The sequence below is a fragment of the Parasphingopyxis sp. genome (assembly GCF_052168275.1).
Lineage (GTDB): Bacteria > Pseudomonadota > Alphaproteobacteria > Sphingomonadales > Sphingomonadaceae > Parasphingopyxis.
On sequence record NZ_JBQLZM010000072.1, the window covers coordinates 1 to 16527 of the forward strand.

15 protein-coding genes and 1 pseudogene are annotated in these 16527 nt (G+C 64.3%); 9 read left to right on the forward strand and 7 right to left on the reverse strand.

The features are described 5' to 3' along the window. Together ACTS1X_RS06310 and dcd are read left to right on the forward strand one after the other, a co-directional pair. Positions 1–266 (forward strand): annotated as a pseudogene (locus tag ACTS1X_RS06310) (hypothetical protein); the annotation flags it as partial. Between the two features lie 11 nt (positions 267–277). Further along, a complete protein-coding gene (gene dcd / locus ACTS1X_RS06315; RefSeq protein WP_442613537.1) occupies positions 278–832 on the forward strand; it encodes a dCTP deaminase in 555 nt (184 codons plus the stop codon). 35 nt (positions 833–867) lie between these two features. Here the strand turns inward: dcd and ACTS1X_RS06320 are convergent, their stop codons facing one another. Continuing rightward, positions 868–1236: a tetratricopeptide repeat protein gene (locus tag ACTS1X_RS06320; protein ID WP_442613538.1), complete on the reverse strand. Its 369-nt coding sequence runs from the start codon at positions 1234–1236 to the stop codon at positions 868–870. Positions 1237–1493: 257 nt separating this feature from the next. Between ACTS1X_RS06320 and ACTS1X_RS06325 the strand changes: the two genes are divergently transcribed. Further along, complete coding sequence (locus ACTS1X_RS06325; RefSeq protein WP_442613539.1) at positions 1494–2474, forward strand: MBL fold metallo-hydrolase; 981 nt, start codon at positions 1494–1496, stop codon at positions 2472–2474. Here ACTS1X_RS06325 and rnr read toward each other — a convergent pair. Continuing rightward, a complete protein-coding gene (rnr, locus tag ACTS1X_RS06330) occupies positions 2471–4687 on the reverse strand; it encodes a ribonuclease R (protein WP_442613551.1) in 2217 nt (738 codons plus the stop codon). The genes ACTS1X_RS06325 and rnr overlap by 4 nt on opposite strands. A gap of 100 nt (positions 4688–4787) precedes the next feature. Here rnr and glpD point away from each other — a divergent pair, with 100 nt between their 5' ends. The 3 genes from glpD to ACTS1X_RS06345 all read left to right on the forward strand — a co-directional run bounded on the left by glpD (position 4788) and on the right by ACTS1X_RS06345 (position 8365). Beyond that, entirely contained in the window at positions 4788–6278 is a 1491-nt protein-coding gene (gene glpD, locus ACTS1X_RS06335) for a glycerol-3-phosphate dehydrogenase (RefSeq protein WP_442613540.1), read from the forward strand. Next, entirely contained in the window at positions 6275–7738 is a 1464-nt protein-coding gene (gene glpK / locus ACTS1X_RS06340) for a glycerol kinase GlpK (RefSeq protein WP_442613541.1), read from the forward strand. Before glpD ends, glpK begins: the two co-directional genes overlap by 4 nt. 99 nt (positions 7739–7837) lie before the next feature. Next, the gene (locus tag ACTS1X_RS06345; RefSeq protein WP_442613542.1) at positions 7838–8365 is read left to right on the forward strand and encodes a cytochrome b; all 528 of its coding nucleotides are present in this window, start codon (positions 7838–7840) and stop codon (positions 8363–8365) included. Here ACTS1X_RS06345 and ACTS1X_RS06350 read toward each other — a convergent pair whose 3' ends face one another. Beyond that, on the reverse strand, positions 8366–9415 hold the full coding sequence (locus ACTS1X_RS06350; RefSeq protein ID WP_442613543.1) for an enoyl-CoA hydratase/isomerase family protein: 1050 nt from the start codon (positions 9413–9415) through the stop codon (positions 8366–8368). A 128-nt stretch (positions 9416–9543) separates the two neighbouring features. Between ACTS1X_RS06350 and pip the strand changes: the two genes are divergently transcribed. The 3 genes from pip (at position 9544) to ACTS1X_RS06365 (ending at position 12432) form a co-directional block, all read left to right on the forward strand. Next, the gene (gene pip / locus ACTS1X_RS06355) at positions 9544–10497 is read left to right on the forward strand and encodes a prolyl aminopeptidase (protein WP_442613544.1); all 954 of its coding nucleotides are present in this window, start codon (positions 9544–9546) and stop codon (positions 10495–10497) included. A gap of 90 nt (positions 10498–10587) precedes the next feature. Further along, the gene (locus ACTS1X_RS06360; protein WP_442613545.1) at positions 10588–12036 is read left to right on the forward strand and encodes a coniferyl aldehyde dehydrogenase; all 1449 of its coding nucleotides are present in this window, start codon (positions 10588–10590) and stop codon (positions 12034–12036) included. Between the two features lie 96 nt (positions 12037–12132). After that, positions 12133–12432 (forward strand): hypothetical protein, encoded by a 300-nt coding sequence (locus ACTS1X_RS06365; protein ID WP_442613546.1) that lies wholly within the window; start codon positions 12133–12135, stop codon positions 12430–12432. A gap of 20 nt (positions 12433–12452) precedes the next feature. On the opposite strand, the gene ACTS1X_RS06370 is transcribed toward ACTS1X_RS06365, so the two are convergent. From ACTS1X_RS06370 to ACTS1X_RS06385, 4 genes are all read right to left on the reverse strand, one after another. After that, complete coding sequence (locus ACTS1X_RS06370) at positions 12453–14423, reverse strand: acetyl-CoA carboxylase biotin carboxylase subunit (protein ID WP_442613547.1); 1971 nt, start codon at positions 14421–14423, stop codon at positions 12453–12455. A gap of 4 nt (positions 14424–14427) precedes the next feature. Further along, positions 14428–14826: a lysozyme inhibitor LprI family protein gene (locus ACTS1X_RS06375; RefSeq protein ID WP_442613548.1), complete on the reverse strand. Its 399-nt coding sequence runs from the start codon at positions 14824–14826 to the stop codon at positions 14428–14430. A 133-nt stretch (positions 14827–14959) separates the two neighbouring features. Next, on the reverse strand, positions 14960–15970 hold the full coding sequence (gene bioB / locus ACTS1X_RS06380) for a biotin synthase BioB (protein ID WP_442613549.1): 1011 nt from the start codon (positions 15968–15970) through the stop codon (positions 14960–14962). Beyond that, positions 15967–16527, reverse strand: a 561-nt coding sequence (locus ACTS1X_RS06385) for a cobalamin-dependent protein (protein WP_442613550.1), incomplete at its 5' end; no start/stop codon positions are given. The genes ACTS1X_RS06385 and bioB, both read right to left, overlap by 4 nt.

Below are 16527 nucleotides of genomic sequence, written 5' to 3' on the forward strand. Positions count from 1 at the left end.
TGTTCATCTCCGAGCTCGCCACCTTTCTCGAGATGATCGAGGCGCATACCGAGCGCCCCGCGCTCCTCTACGTCACCCGCGAATTCGACGCCGAGTACGAGCTCACCAGCCGCGTCGAGCGGAGCTTCTGGCTGCCTCGCCGCCTGTTCAAGCCCGATTTCGGCGCGGTCCCCTGGGTGATGTGGGAGGCCAGCGACATCCGCCAGGTCGAGGGTGTGGAAAACCCGGTGCGCTGGAATGTGGTGCGCCCGGAACAGTCGGGCTAAGGACTCACCGCATGAGCATCATGGCCGACAGATGGATTCGCGAGCGCGCGCTCGAGGACAGGATGATCGAACCGTTCGAGGACGGCCAGCGCCGCGACGGCACGATCAGTTACGGCCTGTCCTCCTATGGCTACGATGCGCGCGCAGCCGACGAGTTCAAGATTTTCACCAATGTGAACAACGCGATCGTCGATCCGAAGAATTTTTCGGACAGCAGTTTCGTCGACCGGCAAACCGATTGCTGCATCATCCCACCAAACAGTTTCGCACTGGCCCGGACGGTCGAATATTTCCGCGTGCCCAAGGACATACTCGTCATCTGTCTCGGCAAATCGACCTATGCGCGGTGCGGCATCATCGTGAACGTGACGCCGCTGGAACCGGGCTGGGAAGGCCATGTCACGCTCGAATTCTCGAACACGACGCCGCTCCCGGCCAAGGTCTACGCCAATGAGGGCGCCTGCCAGTTCCTGTTCCTCCAGGGCAACGAACCCTGCGAGACCAGCTATGCCGACCGGGCCGGCAAATATATGGGCCAGAAAGGCGTGACGCTGCCGAAGCTGTAGTCCGGCAGCACCAACGATCCGATGAACTTGAAGGTCTAGCGCGAGCCCACGGTCACGCGGCCGCGCAATCCCGCCGTCGCCGCGTCGTGCGACCAGACCGTACCGCCATCCGCATGGCCGAGCTGCACATTCTCCGCTTCGAGCACCTGTTCGAGCATCGAGGACGCGCGGGCGGCGCGGTTCGTTTCCATCATGACGGCGGCGAGGTTCAGCATTGCCGAAACATCGTTCTCGTCTTCGTTGAGCCGCCGCACGAGCCGGTCTTCCGCCGCGGCATAGTCCGCGCGTTCGATCGCGTCCGCCGCATAGGGATCATAGCCGGTCGGATGCGCCTCCGGATACGGCGCGGCCTGCGCGGCGACGGGAAGAGCGCAAACCGCCAATATCGCGAGCAATTTTGTCATTCATCCTCTCCAGGTTACGATTGAATGACATAAATATTACATTTATGTGACGGTTATGCAAATCTTTCGTGACAACGTCGTGGGGAACGCTCGGAAATCGGAAAGATAAGGCTGATCATATTTCCCGCTCCCGTCCGTCGACGGACATCCCGCCTGGCGACATATCCCCAACCAGCGTTCGGCGAGGCGAGTTCCAAATTGCGCTTTCTGCAGGACCGCATATAGTCCGCCCCGGACATCCCGGGAGACCCCAAGAGATGCGCGCCGCGCCGTTCACGATCGGATTACTCGCCATGACGCTGGCCCTTGCCGGCTGCGCGGGCAGCGAGACCGAGACGACCGGCGGCCCCGAAGCGGACGCGGTCGCGGACCTGGAGATTCACCGCCCGTTCCGGCGCGGTCCGGGATCGGTCAACAGCTACTGGATCGAGGGCCCGGACGAAATTCTCGTCTTCGACACGCAGCGCAGCGTCGCGCTGGCCGAGCGCATCGTCGCAGCGATCGAGGCGACCGGCAAACCCGTCGCCGCGATCGTCATCAGCCATTACGATCCCGATCATTTCGGCGGTTTGCAGGCCTTCATCGAGGCCTTTCCGGACGCCGAACTGCTGATGGCCGAAACGGTCGCCGAGCAGATCGGGCGCGACCTGTCCGGCTATGTCGAACGGCTGCGCGAAACCCAGGGCGACGCGTATCGGGCGCCGCCCGAACCGGCGCGCCTCATCGAGCATCGCGAAGAACTGACGGTTTCGGACGTCCCGATCGTCGTGCATTTGCTGACCGATACCGAAGCGGAAACGATAACTATGCTGGCGATCCCGAGCGAGCGGGCCATACTCGCGTCCGATATCGTCGCCAATCGCATGCATCCGGATTTCGCCGACGCCGATATCGACAGCTGGCCGCGCGCGCTCGATCGCCTGACCCGCGATTTCAGCGGCTTCACGCTCTATCCGGGCCATGGGGAACCCGGACCGGTCAATCTGCTCGCGGCCAACCAGGTTGCCTATCTGTCCTTCGTCCGCAGCCAGGTCGAGCGCGAGATACTGGACGACGATGTCGCGACGGAGGAGGAGATCAACGCCGCCATCGCCGCGATCCGCGCCAATTATCCGGGCTGGGAAAGCGTGACCGGCCGCCCCGCACAGCTGCGCCGCAACCTCGAAGCGATCGTGGCTCAACTCGGCGGCGAGCTGGAGGCCGGACAGGAAGACGGAGCGGACGGGGCCGACAGCTAGCGCTGGCGGCGCGGTTTCCGGCGACCGCGATCAGGCCGATCCGCTTTATCGCGACGGCCCGTTCGCGTTCTCGACGTACCGCCGCCCTTCCCCTCGGGCAGTTCGAACCGCAATCCGCCGCTGACGGGATTGGCCTCGACGAGCCGCAGCTCCAGCCGATCGCCCAGCGCGTAGCGCGTTCCGCTGTCTTCGCCGATCAGCGCATGGATGCGCTCGTCATACCGATAATATTCGCGGCCCAGATCGCGCGCCGGAACGAGCCCGTCGCCGCCCAGGCCCTCGACCGTCGCGAAGAAGCCGAAATTCTGCACGCCGGTGATCCGCGCCGGCAGGATCTCGCCGACCCGTTCGGCGAGATAGGCGGCGACATAGCGGTCGACGGTATCGCGTTCGGCCTCCATCGCGCGCCGTTCGAGCTTGCTGATCGCTTCGCCCGTCGCCTCCATCCGCTCGATCTCGGCGCCAGTCAGCTTCGTCTCGGCAACGTCCGGCTCCAGCCGATAGGCGCCGACCAGCGCGCGATGGACGAGCAGGTCGGAATAGCGGCGGATCGGCGAGGTGAAATGGGCGTAGCTGCCGAGCGCCAGTCCGAAATGGCCGGCATTGCGGGGCGCGTAATAGGCCTGGGTCTGGGTGCGCAGGATCTGCTCCATGACCTGCGGCCGGAAATCGCTGTCGCCGATCCGCTCGAGGATCCGGTTGAACGTGTCGGGCGTGACGACCTGGCCGAGCGCGAACGGCACGTCGAGGCTCTCGAGATACTCCTTGAGCGCGACGAGCTTTTCGCGGCTCGGAGGCTCGTGCAGGCGGTACATCACCGGCGCCGCCTTGGCCTCGAGCGCCTTGGCCGCGGCGACATTGGCGGCGATCATATATTCCTCGACGAGCCGGTGCGCGTCGAGGCGCTCGCGCGGCGCAACCGAGAGGATGCGGCCGGTTTCGTCGAGTTCGATCCGGCGCTCGGGCAGGTCGAGATCGAGCGGCGCGCGCTTGTCCCGCGCGCTGGCGAGCGCTTCCCAGCAATCCCACAGCGGCCGGAGTACGCTATCGACGAGCGCCGGCTCGACGCCGTCCCGCCCTTCGATAGCAGCTTGCGCGTTCTCATAGGCGATGTTGGCCGCGATCCGCAGCTTGACGCGGGCGAAGCGCCAGCTCCTCACCTGCCCCCTCCCGTCGATCGCCATGTGGCAGGCGAGCGCGGCACGGTCCTCGCCGGCCTTGAGCGAACAGATATCGGCGGACAGTTGCTCGGGCAGCATCGGCACGACGCGATCTGGGAAATAGACGCTGTTCCCGCGCCGGCGCGCCTCTTTGTCGAGCGCCGAACCGGGGCGGACATAATAGCTGACATCGGCGATCGCGACGACGACGCGCCAGCCGCCGTCCCCGTCCGGCTCGGCCCAGAAAGCGTCGTCATGATCGCGGGCGTCGGCGGGATCGATGGCGACGATCGGCAGGTGTGTGAGATCCTCGCGCCCGCCGAGATCGAGCGTCGCCATCCGCCCCGCTTCCGCGACCGCTTCTTCGGAGAACTCGACCGGGATTTCATGTTTGTGGATCGCGATCAGCGAGAAGCTGCGCGGTTCGAACGGATCGCCGAGAATATCGGTAACGCGCACCGAAACGCGCGGTGGCCGTCCCGATTTTTCGGCCATGACGAGATCGCCGGGCCGGGCGCGATTGGCGTCCGAGACGAAAAAGTCCCGCCGGTTGCTCTTCTCCAGTCCTTTCAGCCAGAGCTTGCCGCCCTCTTCGTGGATCACGCCCATCAGCTGATCCTCGGCCGGCGCGATCTTCTTCATCGGATGCGCGATCCAGCCTTTGCCGGCCTCCTCGGTTCGCGCCAGCACCCGGTCGCCGACGCCGAGCGGCTGGCGCCGGCTTCGTTCCTTCACGCGCAGCTTCGGCACCGGCGCGTCGCTGTCCCAGCGTTCGGGTTCGGCCCAGATATCGCCGTCATCGTCGGTGCTCACGATCCGGAGCACGGTCACGCGCGGCAGCCCGTCGGCCTTGTGAATGGCCTGCCCCGCGCCTTTGTCGATCATCCCCTTGTCCGCCATGCGCTTCAGCATCGCCTTGAGCTGGATTTTCTCCTGTCCCTTCAGGCCGAAGGCGCGCGCGATCTCCCGCTTGCCCGCGGGCTTGTCGGAGCTCTGGACGAATTCGATGATCTGCTGTTCGGTCGGGAAGCCCGAAGGCGGTTTGCGCGGCATGGAGCAGCCATAGCCGCAATCGTTCCCGCCCGTCATGCGGAACTTGAATCGTCCGACCGGAACAGGGTGACGCCCCGCGAATATCCGCTAAGCTGGCGCAATGACCTACGACCTTCTGATCGTCGGCGGCGGGATCAATGGCGCAGCGATCGCTCGCGACGCCGCGGGACGCGGCTGGAAGACCCTGCTCGTCGAGCGCGACGATCTCGCCAGCCATACCAGCTCGGCCTCGTCCAAGCTCATCCATGGCGGCGTCCGCTATCTCGAATTCTACGAGTTCGGGCTCGTCCGCAAGGCGCTCAAGGAACGGGAGGTCATGCTCGAAAGCGCCCCGCACATCATCTGGCCGATGCGCTTCGTCTTCCCGCACAACTACCAGGTGCGGCCGTTCTGGATGATCCGCGCCGGACTGTTCCTCTACGACTTGATCGGCGGCCGCCGGACGCTGAAGGGCACGCGGCGGCTCGCCAAGGCCAATCCGCAGTACAAGACGCCTTTCGCCGATCCGACGACCAAGGGACTCGTCTATTCGGACTGCTGGGTCGACGATGCCCGGCTGGTCGTGCTGAACGCGATGGACGCCGCGGACAGGGGGGCGGAGATCGAAACCCGCACGGCACTGGTTTCGGCCGAGCGCGCCGGACCAGTCTGGACCGCAACACTGAGCGACGGCCGCGAAGTCGAAGCGCGGGCGATCGTCAACGCGGCCGGGCCCTGGGTGTCGGAAGTGCTCGGCGAAAAAATCGGCATCGAGGGCAAGGCCGGCGTCCGGCTGGTGCGCGGGAGCCACATCATCGTCCGCCGCCTCTATGCCGGCGACCATGCCTATATCCTGCAACTGCCGGACCGGCGGATCGTGTTCGCCCTCCCCTATCTCGACAGGTTCACGCTGATCGGCACGACCGATATCGCGGTCGACAAGCCCGAAGACGCGGTGATGGACACCGACGAGGTCGACTATCTGTGCCGCGCGGTGAACATGTATTTCGCGATCCAGATCTCGCCCGACGACGTCGTCTCCCTCTATTCGGGCGTGCGGTCGCTCTATGACGACGGCGCCGAGGATTCGATGGAGGTCACGCGCGACTATGTGCTCGAAATCGACGGCGGCGGCGAGAGCGGCGATCCGCCGCTGCTCTCGGTGTTCGGCGGCAAGATCACGACCGCCCGCGCGCTGGCCGAGGATGCCGCCGAGCGGCTGGCCGAACTGACGCCGTTCAGCGGGACGGCCTGGACGCGCACCGCCAAGCTGCCCGGCGGCGAACTCGGTACCGCGTTCGACGGGTTTCTCGAACGGATCGAGGAGCGCTACGATTTCCTCGACCCGGAGCATGCGAAACGGCTGGCGCGGGCCTATGGCGCGCTGGTGCCGGAGATTCTCGGGAACGCGGACAGCATGGCGGATCTCGGCGAGCATTTCGGCGCCGGCTTGACCGAACGCGAAGTCCGCTATCTGATCGACCGGGAATGGGCGAAAACGCCCGAGGACATCCTCTGGCGGCGCAGCAAATTGGGGTTGCTGATGAACGAAGACGAACAGGCGCGCCTCGCGGATTTCATGGCCGAACTCTCCGAGGGAGTCGAAGCATGACGCGCCATATCCTCGCGATCGACCAGGGAACCACCTCCAGCCGGGCGATCCTGTTCGGCGAAAAGGGCCGGCCGATCACCAGTTCCGCACAGGAATTTCCGCAGCATTATCCACAGGACGGCTGGGTCGAGCATGACCCGGAGGATATCTGGCGCGACACGGTCGCTTCGGTGAAGGCGGTATTGTCCGAGGAAACCGCCGCGATCGGCATCACCAACCAGCGCGAAACGATCGTGCTGTGGGACCGCGCGACCGGCAAGCCGCTCCACAATGCGATCGTCTGGCAGGACCGGCGCACCGCCGAAACCTGCCGCCGGCTCGAGGCCGACGGTCACGAGCCGATGATCCGCGAAAAGACCGGCCTGCTGCTCGATCCCTATTTCAGCGCGACCAAGCTCGCCTGGCTGCTCGATCATGTCGACGGCGCGCGGGCGGCCGCGGCGCGAGGCGAGCTGGCGGCCGGAACGATCGACTCCTTCCTCCTCTGGCGGCTGACCGGCGGCGCGGTCCACGCCACCGACATCACCAATGCCGGGCGGACGATGCTCTGCGATATCCATCGCGGCGAATGGGACGACGACCTGCTCGCACTGTTCGGGATCGATCGCAGTCTCTTGCCCGAAATCGTCGGGAATGCGGAAGTTTACGGCGAAACCGATCCGGCGCTGTTCGGCCGCGCCATTCCGATCACGGGCATGGCGGGCGATCAGCAGGCGGCGCTGATCGGCCAAGCCTGTTTCGAACCCGGCATGGTCAAATCCACCTACGGAACGGGCTGTTTCCTGCTGCTCAACACCGGGACCGAAGCGGTGCTATCGCGCAATCGCCTGCTGACCACGCCCGCCTATCGGATCGGCGCCGACATCACCTATGCGCTCGAAGGATCGATCTTCGTCGCCGGCGCCGCGATCAAATGGCTGCGTGACAAGCTGGGCGTGATCCGCGAGGCAGGCGAGACGGCGGCGATCGCGCAAGCCGCGCCGGACAATCACGGCGTGTATCTGGTGCCCGCCTTTGTCGGGCTCGGCGCGCCGCACTGGGAGCCCGACGCGCGCGGCCTGATCACGGGCATGACCCTCGACACCACCGCCGATCACATCGTCCGCGCGACGCTCGAATCGATCGCCTTCCAGACCCGCGACCTTGTCGATGCGATGCGCGCCGACGGCGCCGACGATCCGCAGACGCTGCGCATCGACGGCGGCATGGCGCAGAACGACTGGTTCGCACAGTTTCTGAGCGACATCGTCGAAGCGCCGGTCGAGCGGCCCGAAAGCCACGAGACGACGGCGCTCGGCGCGGCCTATCTGGCCGGCCTTTCCATCGGCATCTGGGACGGGCTCGACGATCTGTCCGCGCGATGGGAGGCCGCCGGGCGGTTTGCGCCTGTGATGAACGGTGATCAACGCGACGGCCTGCTGGCCGGCTGGCAGCGGGCGCTCAGAAAAACGTTGCCTTAATCCGAAATATCAGCCTGTTATAGGTAGCCAACCGTATTCAACTGGCCGGCAGGCGCGATAACAGCATCCAGGGAAGGACCGCCCAGAGAAAGGATCGCAATGACCCGATACACGAAAGTCGCCATGACGCTGCACTGGATCATCGCGATCCTCGTCATCGCCAATATCGGCCTCGCCGAACTGACCGAAGATCTCTCGCGTGAGGCGCGCGGCCCCTATATGGACGTCCACAAGGCGTTCGGCATCACCGTGCTGGTCCTGACCCTGGCGCGGATCGCCTGGCGGCTCGGTCACAAGCCCCCGCCGATGCCCGCCTCGATGCCGGCCTGGCAGACCGCAACCGCGCGGATCACGCATTTTGCCTTCTATCTTCTGCTGCTCGCCCTGCCGCTTTCGGGCTGGTTGTGGATGTCGACCTATCCGGCGCCGGTCAGCTATTTCGGGCTGTTCGAGATGCCTGTCCTGCCGGTCGTCGGACAGGAAGCGCTCGGCGAAACCCTGCACGAAGGCCATGAGGTCATGGGCAAGGCGATGCTCGCGCTCGTCGTGCTGCACATCCTCGGCGCGTTCAAGCACCTACTCGTCGACAAGGATGGCGTATTCGGGCGGATGTTGCCGGGCGGCTGACTAGAGGTTGAGCGGCGTCCACTCCTCGTCGGCATTCAACGGCGCGAAAATCTGGTCGATCAGGTGATCGCTGACCTCCTCCGGCGTCGCCGGATTCCATTGCGGATCATTGTCCTTGTCGACGATGACCGCGCGCACGCCCTCGAGGAAATCGTGGCGCTGGACGACATGGGCGCCGACCCGGTACTCGACCCGCATCTCGTCCGCGAAATCGACCTGCTGCGCACCTTGCCACAGAAGATAGAGCGAAACCTTGCACGTCTGCGGCGATTTGGTGCGCAGCGTCGCCAATTCCTTCTGCGCCCATTCCGACCCGTCCTCCTCCAGCGCGGCGAGGATATCCTCGTACCGGTCCGAGGCGAACAGCCGGTCGATCATGTCCAGATTGCCGGTGATCCGCGCCTCGGGCGGCTCGATCGCGGCCTTTTCCAGAATCTTGTCGATCGCCTGCGGGTCTTCGGCGATCTTCGCTTTCACCTCTTCGAGCGCATCCGACGGCAGATAATGCGTCGCCAGACCGAGCGCCATGCACTCGGCCCCGTCGATCCGCGCGCCGGTCAGTGCGAGGAACTGTCCGGCCCGTCCCGGGAGCCGCGACAGATACCAGCCGCCACCGACATCGGGGAACAGGCCGATCCCGGTTTCCGGCATCGCGAAGCGCGTATGCTCGGTCGCGATGCGATACTTGCAGGGCAGCGACAGCCCGACCCCGCCGCCCATCGTGATCCCGTCCATGAAGGCGACCGTGGGCTTGGCATAGGTGAACAGCAGGTGGTTGAGCCTGTATTCGGTGTGGAAGAATGCGCGCGCCTTCACCCCGTCGCTCGCGCCGCTTTCGGCGAGCATCCGGATATCGCCGCCGGCGCAGAAACCGCGCCCTTCCGCATGGTCGATCAGCACCGCCTCGACGGACAGATCCTCGCGCCAAGCCATCAGCGCGTCGATCGCGGCTTCGCACATGGCGGTGGTCAGCGCGTGGAGCGCCTTGGGACGATTGAGGCGCAGCCGCGCGGCCTTGCCGTCGATTTGGGTAATCAGGTCTTCGGTCATGCAGGCTGTGATAGCTTGGCGACCGACGCGCGTCACCCAGAACCTGATGGCGCCGGCGGGGCGGCAACGCTTGAACCGAAAGTCGATAACGCGCAGCAGGTGCAGGAACGACAGGGAGCAGATACGCAATGACAGAACTCCGCACATTATATCCGGTAATCGAACCCTATGAGGCCGGCATGCTCGATGTCGGGGATGGCCATACCCTCTATTATGAGCGCGTCGGCAAAAAGGGTGGGAAGCCGGCTGTGATCGTTCATGGCGGCCCGGGCGGCGGATGCCCGGATGAATATCGACGCCTCTTCGCACCGGATATTTACGATGTCCTGCTGTTCGACCAGCGCGGCTGCGGACGCTCCACCCCGCATGCCGGACTGGAAGCCAACACGACATGGCATCTGGTCGCCGATATGGAGCGGCTTCGGGAGCTGATCGGCGTGGAAAACTGGCTTGTGTTTGGCGGGTCCTGGGGCTCAACTTTATCGCTCGCCTATGCCGAAACCCATCCAGAACGCGTCAGCGCCCTTGTCTTGCGCGGTATCTATACGCTCACCAAGGCGGAGATGGACTGGTATTATCAACATGGCGTTTCGGAGATATTTCCCGAAAAATATGAGCGGCTTCAGGCGCCAATAGCCGAGGCAGATCGCGGCGACATGCTCGGCGCCTATTACCGCATCCTGACAGGCGAGGACGAAGACGCCAAACTGGAAGCCGCCAAAGCCTGGTCGATCTGGGAAGGCGAAACGATCACCCTCCTCCCCGACGAACATACCGCATCCCGGTTTCGGGACGGTCATTTCGCTATCGCCTTCGCGCGTATCGAGACGCATTATTTCGTTCATGGCGGCTGGCTGGAAGAGGGACAGCTGTTGCGCGACGCGCACAAGCTGCACGGAATACCCGGCGTGATCGTACATGGCCGCTACGATATGCCCTGCCCAGTACGGACCGCATATGATCTGCATAAAGCATGGCCGGAATCGGAACTTCACATCATTGAAGGTGCAGGCCATGCCCATTCGGAACCCGGCATTCTCGACCGGCTGATCCGCGCCACCGATGGCTTTGCCGCCACCTGAGCCGGGCGCCCCACTCAGCCATACACGGGGATTCGCCAAAATCGGCGATTGGCGCTAGTTAGGTTTCAAAATGCAACAGAGGATGTGACGATGGCCGATACAGACCCGCAAATCGTGGACAAGGATGCGATGTTCGCCGCGCTCGAGAAGCAGCGCGCCGCCTTTACCGCCGAGCTGCCCGTCAGCGCGGAAACCCGCAAGGAGCGGCTGACCCGCGTCGGCCGGCTGCTCGTCGATAACGCCGATGCGCTGTGCGACGCGATGAGCGAGGATTTCGGCCATCGCTCCAAGGACCAGTCGATGATGACCGATATCGTGTCGGCGCTCGGCGAGGTCAAATATGCGCGCAAGCATGTCGAGAAATGGATGCGGCCCGAAAAGCGCAGCGCGCGTTTCCCGCTCGGCCTGTTCGGCGCCAAGGCGCGGATCGAATATCAGCCGATGGGCGTGGTCGGGATCATTGCGCCGTGGAATTTCCCGGTCCAGCTGACCTTCAGCCCGCTCGCCGATGCGCTGGCCGCCGGCAACCGCGTGATGATCAAGATGAGCGAGTTCACGCCGGTCACCAGCGAGCTGGTCGAGAAGCTGATCGGCGAAGCGTTCTCGGCGGAAGAGATCGCCGTGTTCAACGGCGGGCCTGAAGTCGGCCAAGCCTTCTCGTCCCTGCCCTTCGATCACCTGCTCTTCACCGGCGCAACGAGCATCGGCAAGCATATCCTGCATGCCGCGGCCGACAGCCTGACGCCGGTCACCTTGGAACTCGGCGGCAAATCGCCGACCATTTTTGGCGAGAGCGCCGACATCGGACGCGGCACGAGCCGCGTCGCGATGGGCAAGATGATGAATGCCGGACAGATCTGCCTCGCGCCGGACTATATGTTCGTGCCCGAAGCGAAGGAAGGCGATATCATCAACGGCCTCAGCGCCGCGGTGACCGCGCAATATCCGACGCTCGACGCCAATGACGATTACACCTCGATCATCAACGACCGCCATTATGAGCGGCTGCAGGGCTATCTGAAGGATGCGGAGGAAAAGGGCGCGGAGCTGGTCGAGGTGAATCCGGGCAACGAGGATTTCAGCGCGTCGAACAAGCGCAAGATGCCGCTTACCATCGTCCGCAATCCGACCGACGACATGAAGGTGATGCAGGAGGAGATTTTCGGCCCCGTTCTGCCGATCAAGACGTACAGGAATATCGACGAGGCGATCGATTATGTGAACGCGCATGATCGCCCGCTCGGCCTCTATTATTTCGGCAGCGACAGGACCGAGGAAGAGAAGGTGCTGTCGAAAACGATCTCGGGCGGCGCGACGGTCAACGACGTGATCTTCCATGTCGCGATGGAGGAGCTGCCCTTCGGCGGCGTCGGCCCGTCCGGCATGGGCGCCTATACCGGCCATGAAGGCTTCAAGACGTTCAGCCACGCCAAGAGCGTCTACAGCCAGCCAAAGATGGACGTCGCGAAGCTCGGCGGATTCAAGCCGCCTTATGGCAAGACGACCAAGGGCACGATCAAGCGTGAGTTGAAGATCTGAGGCGTTCGGCGGCGAATTGGTGATTACCCTTCGCGTTGATAAAAAATGATAATTATGCGATACGCATGGCGGGCAGCAATAAGTGGAGGTTGTAACATGATCAGAGTGTTCGCTATCGGCGTTGCGATCGCAGGGATGTCGATAACCTCCGGAGCAGCCCTCTCCCAACAGCCCGAAGAAGAAGCGGAAGAAACGTTGTCGCGCTCCGATCCCGACTATGTCCGATGCCAGACCCGGCGCGTTCTCGGCTCGAACGCCCGCCGTGAACGCATATGCATGACCAACCGGCAATGGGAGCAGATCACCCGCCAGGGAAATGACGATGCGGAGAATGTATTGGGCTATCGGTCTCGGCAAAGCGGCATCCGCTCGTGCGGTTCGCCGGGATCATGTTAACGCCCGGCTGAAAACGGCCCCTATTCGAACTCCATGATCACATCGTCGGCCGCCAGGCTATCGCCCTCGGCTGCGCATACCGTGCTCACCACGCCCGCCTTCTCGGCGCGCAGGATATTCTCCATCTTCATCGCCTCGATCACCGCGAGCGGCTGACCGGCCTCGACCTTATCGCCTTCGCCCACATGGAGCGCGGTGATCAGGCCCGGCATCGGGCAGAGCAGGAATTTCGACAGATCGGGCGGCTCTTTCTCGATCATATGCTCGGCGAGATGCGCGAAATGCCTGGGCAGCGTACGCGCTTCATGGCTGGCGCCGCGCGTCGTCACCGTGAAGCCGTAACGGCCCGGCCGGATCTTCACGGTCAGCGCCTCGCCACCGAACTCCGCCTCGATCATCCGGTCGCCGGGCGCATAGGCCATGGCGAGTTCCATCGCCTCACCATCGACCGAGACGTCGTCAAGATCGACATGGACGTCATGCGCGGTGCCGTTGATGTCCACGACCCAATCGGCCGGCGGGCGCAGCGGGCCGTCCAGCTGCCCCGAAACGCGCCGCGCGCGATCCGAATGGGCGGTCGCCGCGAACCCGGCAATCGCCGCCAGCCGTTTCGTCAACGTTTCGTCCGCCGGCGCGCCTTCGAAACCGTCCGGATATTCCTCGGCGATGAAATTGGTCGTGATCTCGCCCGATCGGAACCGCGGATGCTGCATCAGCGCCGACAGGAAATCGAGATTGTGGCCGAGTCCGTCGAGTTCGAACCGGTCGAGCGCGTCGATCTGCAGGTCGATCGCGGCCTCGCGGGTTTCGGCATAGGTGATGAGCTTGGCGATCATCGGGTCGTAGAACATCGACACCTCGCCGCCCTCGGCCACGCCGTCGTCGACCCGGACGCCCGCGCCTTCCTCGGGCGGATCGTAGCGCACGAGCCGGCCGATCGACGGCAGGAAGCCGCGATAGGGATCTTCGGCATAGACGCGGTTTTCGACCGACCAGCCGTTGAGCGCGATATCGTCCTGCGCGAAGGGCAGTTTCTCGCCCGCCGCGACGCGGATCATCTGTTCGACAAGATCGACGCCGGTGACGTTTTCGGTCACCGGATGCTCGACCTGGAGCCGCGTGTTCATCTCGAGAAAATAGAAGCTCTTGTCCGCGCCGACGATCAGCTCGACCGTACCGGCGCTGTGATAATCGACGGCGGCGGCCAGCGCGACGGCCTGCTCGCCCATCGCCTTGCGCATCTCGGGATCGACGAAGGGCGACGGCGCTTCCTCGACGACCTTCTGGTGACGGCGCTGGATCGAGCATTCGCGCTCGCCGAGATAGACGATGTTGCCATGTTTATCGCCGAGGACCTGGATCTCGATATGGCGCGGCTGTTCGATGAATTTCTCGATGAAGACGCGGTCGTCGCCGAAACTGGCGAGCCCCTCGCGCTTCGTCGCCTCGAAGCCTTCGCGGACATCCTGTTCGTTCCAGGCGAGGCGCATCCCCTTGCCGCCGCCGCCGGCCGAGGCCTTCATCATCACCGGATAACCGATCTCGGAGGAAATCTTCACCGCGTGTTCGGTATCGTCGATCTCGCCAACATGGCCGGGAACGACGCTGACGCCGGCCTTTTTCGCGAGCTTCTTCGATTCGATCTTGTCGCCCATCGCGGCGATCGCGCCGGGCGGCGGGCCGATAAAGACGATATCGTTGTCCGCGCACGCCTTGGCGAAACTCTCGCGCTCAGAGAGGAAGCCATAGCCCGGATGCACGGCCTCGGCGCCGGTTTCCTTGCACGCCTGGATGATCTTGTCGGCGAGCAGATAGCTTTCGGCCGCGGGCGGCGGCCCCAGATGCACGGCTTCGTCCGCCATCTCGACATGCGGCGAGCGCGCATCGGCGTCCGAATAGACGGCGACCGTCGCGATGCCCATCTTCTGGGCGCTGCGGATCACCCGGCACGCAATTTCGCCGCGATTGGCGATCAGGATTTTCTTGAACATTCGGCTATTGATCCTCGATCATCAGGTTGCGCAGCTCGGTCACGCGCTGGCGCGTCATACTCGTACGGCAGCCATGATAGAGCAACGGCTCGGCGCTGCCGCCGCGCATGTGGTAGGACCAGGCCGCGCAATGCTCGTCGCGCAGAACGATCCAGGCGCGCTGCGCTACGAGCAGCCGATCCGCCCCACTTGGCCGGCCGTCATTCATATCGTCATGGCTCAGATAGTTGCGCGCATAGGCAATCGCCTGTTCCCAGACTTGGTTGAGCTCGGCATCGGCCAGTTCATATTCCCAGGCGGCGCAGGCGTTCATCGGCTGTTGCGGGAGATTGCCCATATCCGCGCAGGTCTCGGCATTGGGCGTGAATTGCAGGGCGAGGAGGAGGAGGAGTGAACCGATCACTTATTTCCACCCGTCATTGCGAGGAGCGGAGCGACGAAGCAATCCAGGGCGGCTGGCGACGTCGCTTGAAGCTCTGGATTGGTTGACCTTCGGTCGCCTTCGGCCCGCTGCGCTCGCAATGACGGAAAGGGGATCATTCCGCCGCCTCCAGCGCCCCACCGCACCGCATCGGTTCTTCGCCCTCGAGCGGCACCAGCCCGAGCTTCTCGAACAGCGCGGCATCGGCATCGTCGCCGCGGTTGCCGGTGGTGAGCAGCTTGTCGCCGGTGAAGATGGAGTTGGCGCCGGCGAGGAAGCAGAGCGCCTGCACCCCCTCGCTCATGCTCTCGCGGCCGGCCGACAGCCGCACCATACTCTTGGGCATCGTAATCCGCGCGACGGCAACGGTGCGGACAAACTCCAGGTCATCGATTTTCGCCTCGGGCACATTGTGGAGCATGTCGCCGAGCACCGTGCCCTTGACCGGCACCAGCGCATTGACCGGCACGCTCTCGGGATGGCGCGGCAGGGTGGCTAATGCATGGAGGAAGCCGACCCGGTCCTCGCGCGTCTCGCCCATCCCGACGATCCCGCCCGAACAAACGTTGATCCCGGCCTCGCGGACATTGGCGAGCGTCTCGATCCGCTCCCCGAAGGTCCGCGTCGAGATCACCTCTTCATAGCGTTCGGGCGAGGTATCGATATTGTGGTTGTAATAATCGAGACCGGCTTCGGCGAGCATCTCCGCCTGTTTCGGCGTCAGCATACCGAGCGTCATGCAGGTTTCCATGCCCATCTCGCGCACGCCCTTCACGATCTCGACGATCGCGGGCATGTCGCGGTCTTTCGGATTGCGCCACGCCGCGCCCATGCAGAAACGCTGCGACCCCGCATCCTTGGCCTGTGCCGCCAATTGCAGCACCTGGCGGACGTCCATCAGCTTGGTCGCCTCGACGCCGCTATCGGCGTGAACGGACTGCGAGCAATAGCCGCAATCCTCGGGGCAGCCGCCGGTCTTGATCGACAGCAGCGTGCAAAGCTGCACTTCGCCGGCCGCATGGTTTTCGCGATGGACGGTCTGCGCCCGCCACATCAACTCGTGAAACGGTAGGTCGAAGAGATCGGCGATCTCCTCGCGCGTCCAGTCGGTACGAATTTCGGTCACTCGGCGGCTTCCTCCAGCGGCGGCAGGTTATGGCCGAGCAGCTTGAGGACTTCGCCCGCCGCGTCAACCAGGTTGGTGCCGGGGCCGAATATCGCCTTCACCCCCGCTTCGCGCAGGAATTCGTAATCCTGCGCCGGGATCACCCCGCCGGCGATCACCTTGATGTCGGACCGCCCGGCTTCCTCGAGCTTCTGGATCAGCTCGGGGATCAGCGTCTTGTGGCCGGCGGCGAGGCTCGACGCGCCGACGACGTCGACATCCTTCTCCACCGCCCATTCGGCCGCTTCGCCCGGCGTCTGGAACAGCGGCCCGCTGACGATCTCGAAGCCGAGATCGGCAAAGGCGCTGGCGACGAGATTGGCGCCGCGGTCGTGCCCGTCCTGGCCCATCTTGGCGACCATCATGCGCGGCTTGCGCCCGAGCCGCCGCTCGACCGCATCGACGCCCTCGCCCGCGCGCAGCCAGCGCGGATCGTCGGCATGGGCGCCACCGTAAATGCCGCTGACCGGGGTCGGGACCGTATCGTAGCGGCCGAACGCGTCCTCCATCGCGGCGGA

Excerpts from the sequence above, each read along its gene's own strand:
- glpK (WP_442613541.1), top strand. The coding sequence starts at position 6,275 with ATGACGCGCCATATCCTCGCGATCGACCAGGGAACCACCTCCAGCCGG.
- ACTS1X_RS06345 (WP_442613542.1), top strand. The coding sequence starts at position 7,838 with ATGACCCGATACACGAAAGTCGCCATGACGCTGCACTGGATCATCGCG.
- pip (WP_442613544.1), top strand. The coding sequence starts at position 9,544 with ATGACAGAACTCCGCACATTATATCCGGTAATCGAACCCTATGAGGCC.
- dcd (WP_442613537.1), top strand. The coding sequence starts at position 278 with ATGAGCATCATGGCCGACAGATGGATTCGCGAGCGCGCGCTCGAGGAC.
- ACTS1X_RS06320 (WP_442613538.1), bottom strand. The coding sequence starts at position 1,236 with ATGACAAAATTGCTCGCGATATTGGCGGTTTGCGCTCTTCCCGTCGCC.
- ACTS1X_RS06370 (WP_442613547.1), bottom strand. The coding sequence starts at position 14,423 with ATGTTCAAGAAAATCCTGATCGCCAATCGCGGCGAAATTGCGTGCCGG.
- rnr (WP_442613551.1), bottom strand. The coding sequence starts at position 4,687 with ATGCCGCGCAAACCGCCTTCGGGCTTCCCGACCGAACAGCAGATCATC.
- ACTS1X_RS06360 (WP_442613545.1), top strand. The coding sequence starts at position 10,588 with ATGGCCGATACAGACCCGCAAATCGTGGACAAGGATGCGATGTTCGCC.
- ACTS1X_RS06325 (WP_442613539.1), top strand. The coding sequence starts at position 1,494 with ATGCGCGCCGCGCCGTTCACGATCGGATTACTCGCCATGACGCTGGCC.
- ACTS1X_RS06350 (WP_442613543.1), bottom strand. The coding sequence starts at position 9,415 with ATGACCGAAGACCTGATTACCCAAATCGACGGCAAGGCCGCGCGGCTG.
- glpD (WP_442613540.1), top strand. The coding sequence starts at position 4,788 with ATGACCTACGACCTTCTGATCGTCGGCGGCGGGATCAATGGCGCAGCG.
- ACTS1X_RS06365 (WP_442613546.1), top strand. The coding sequence starts at position 12,133 with ATGATCAGAGTGTTCGCTATCGGCGTTGCGATCGCAGGGATGTCGATA.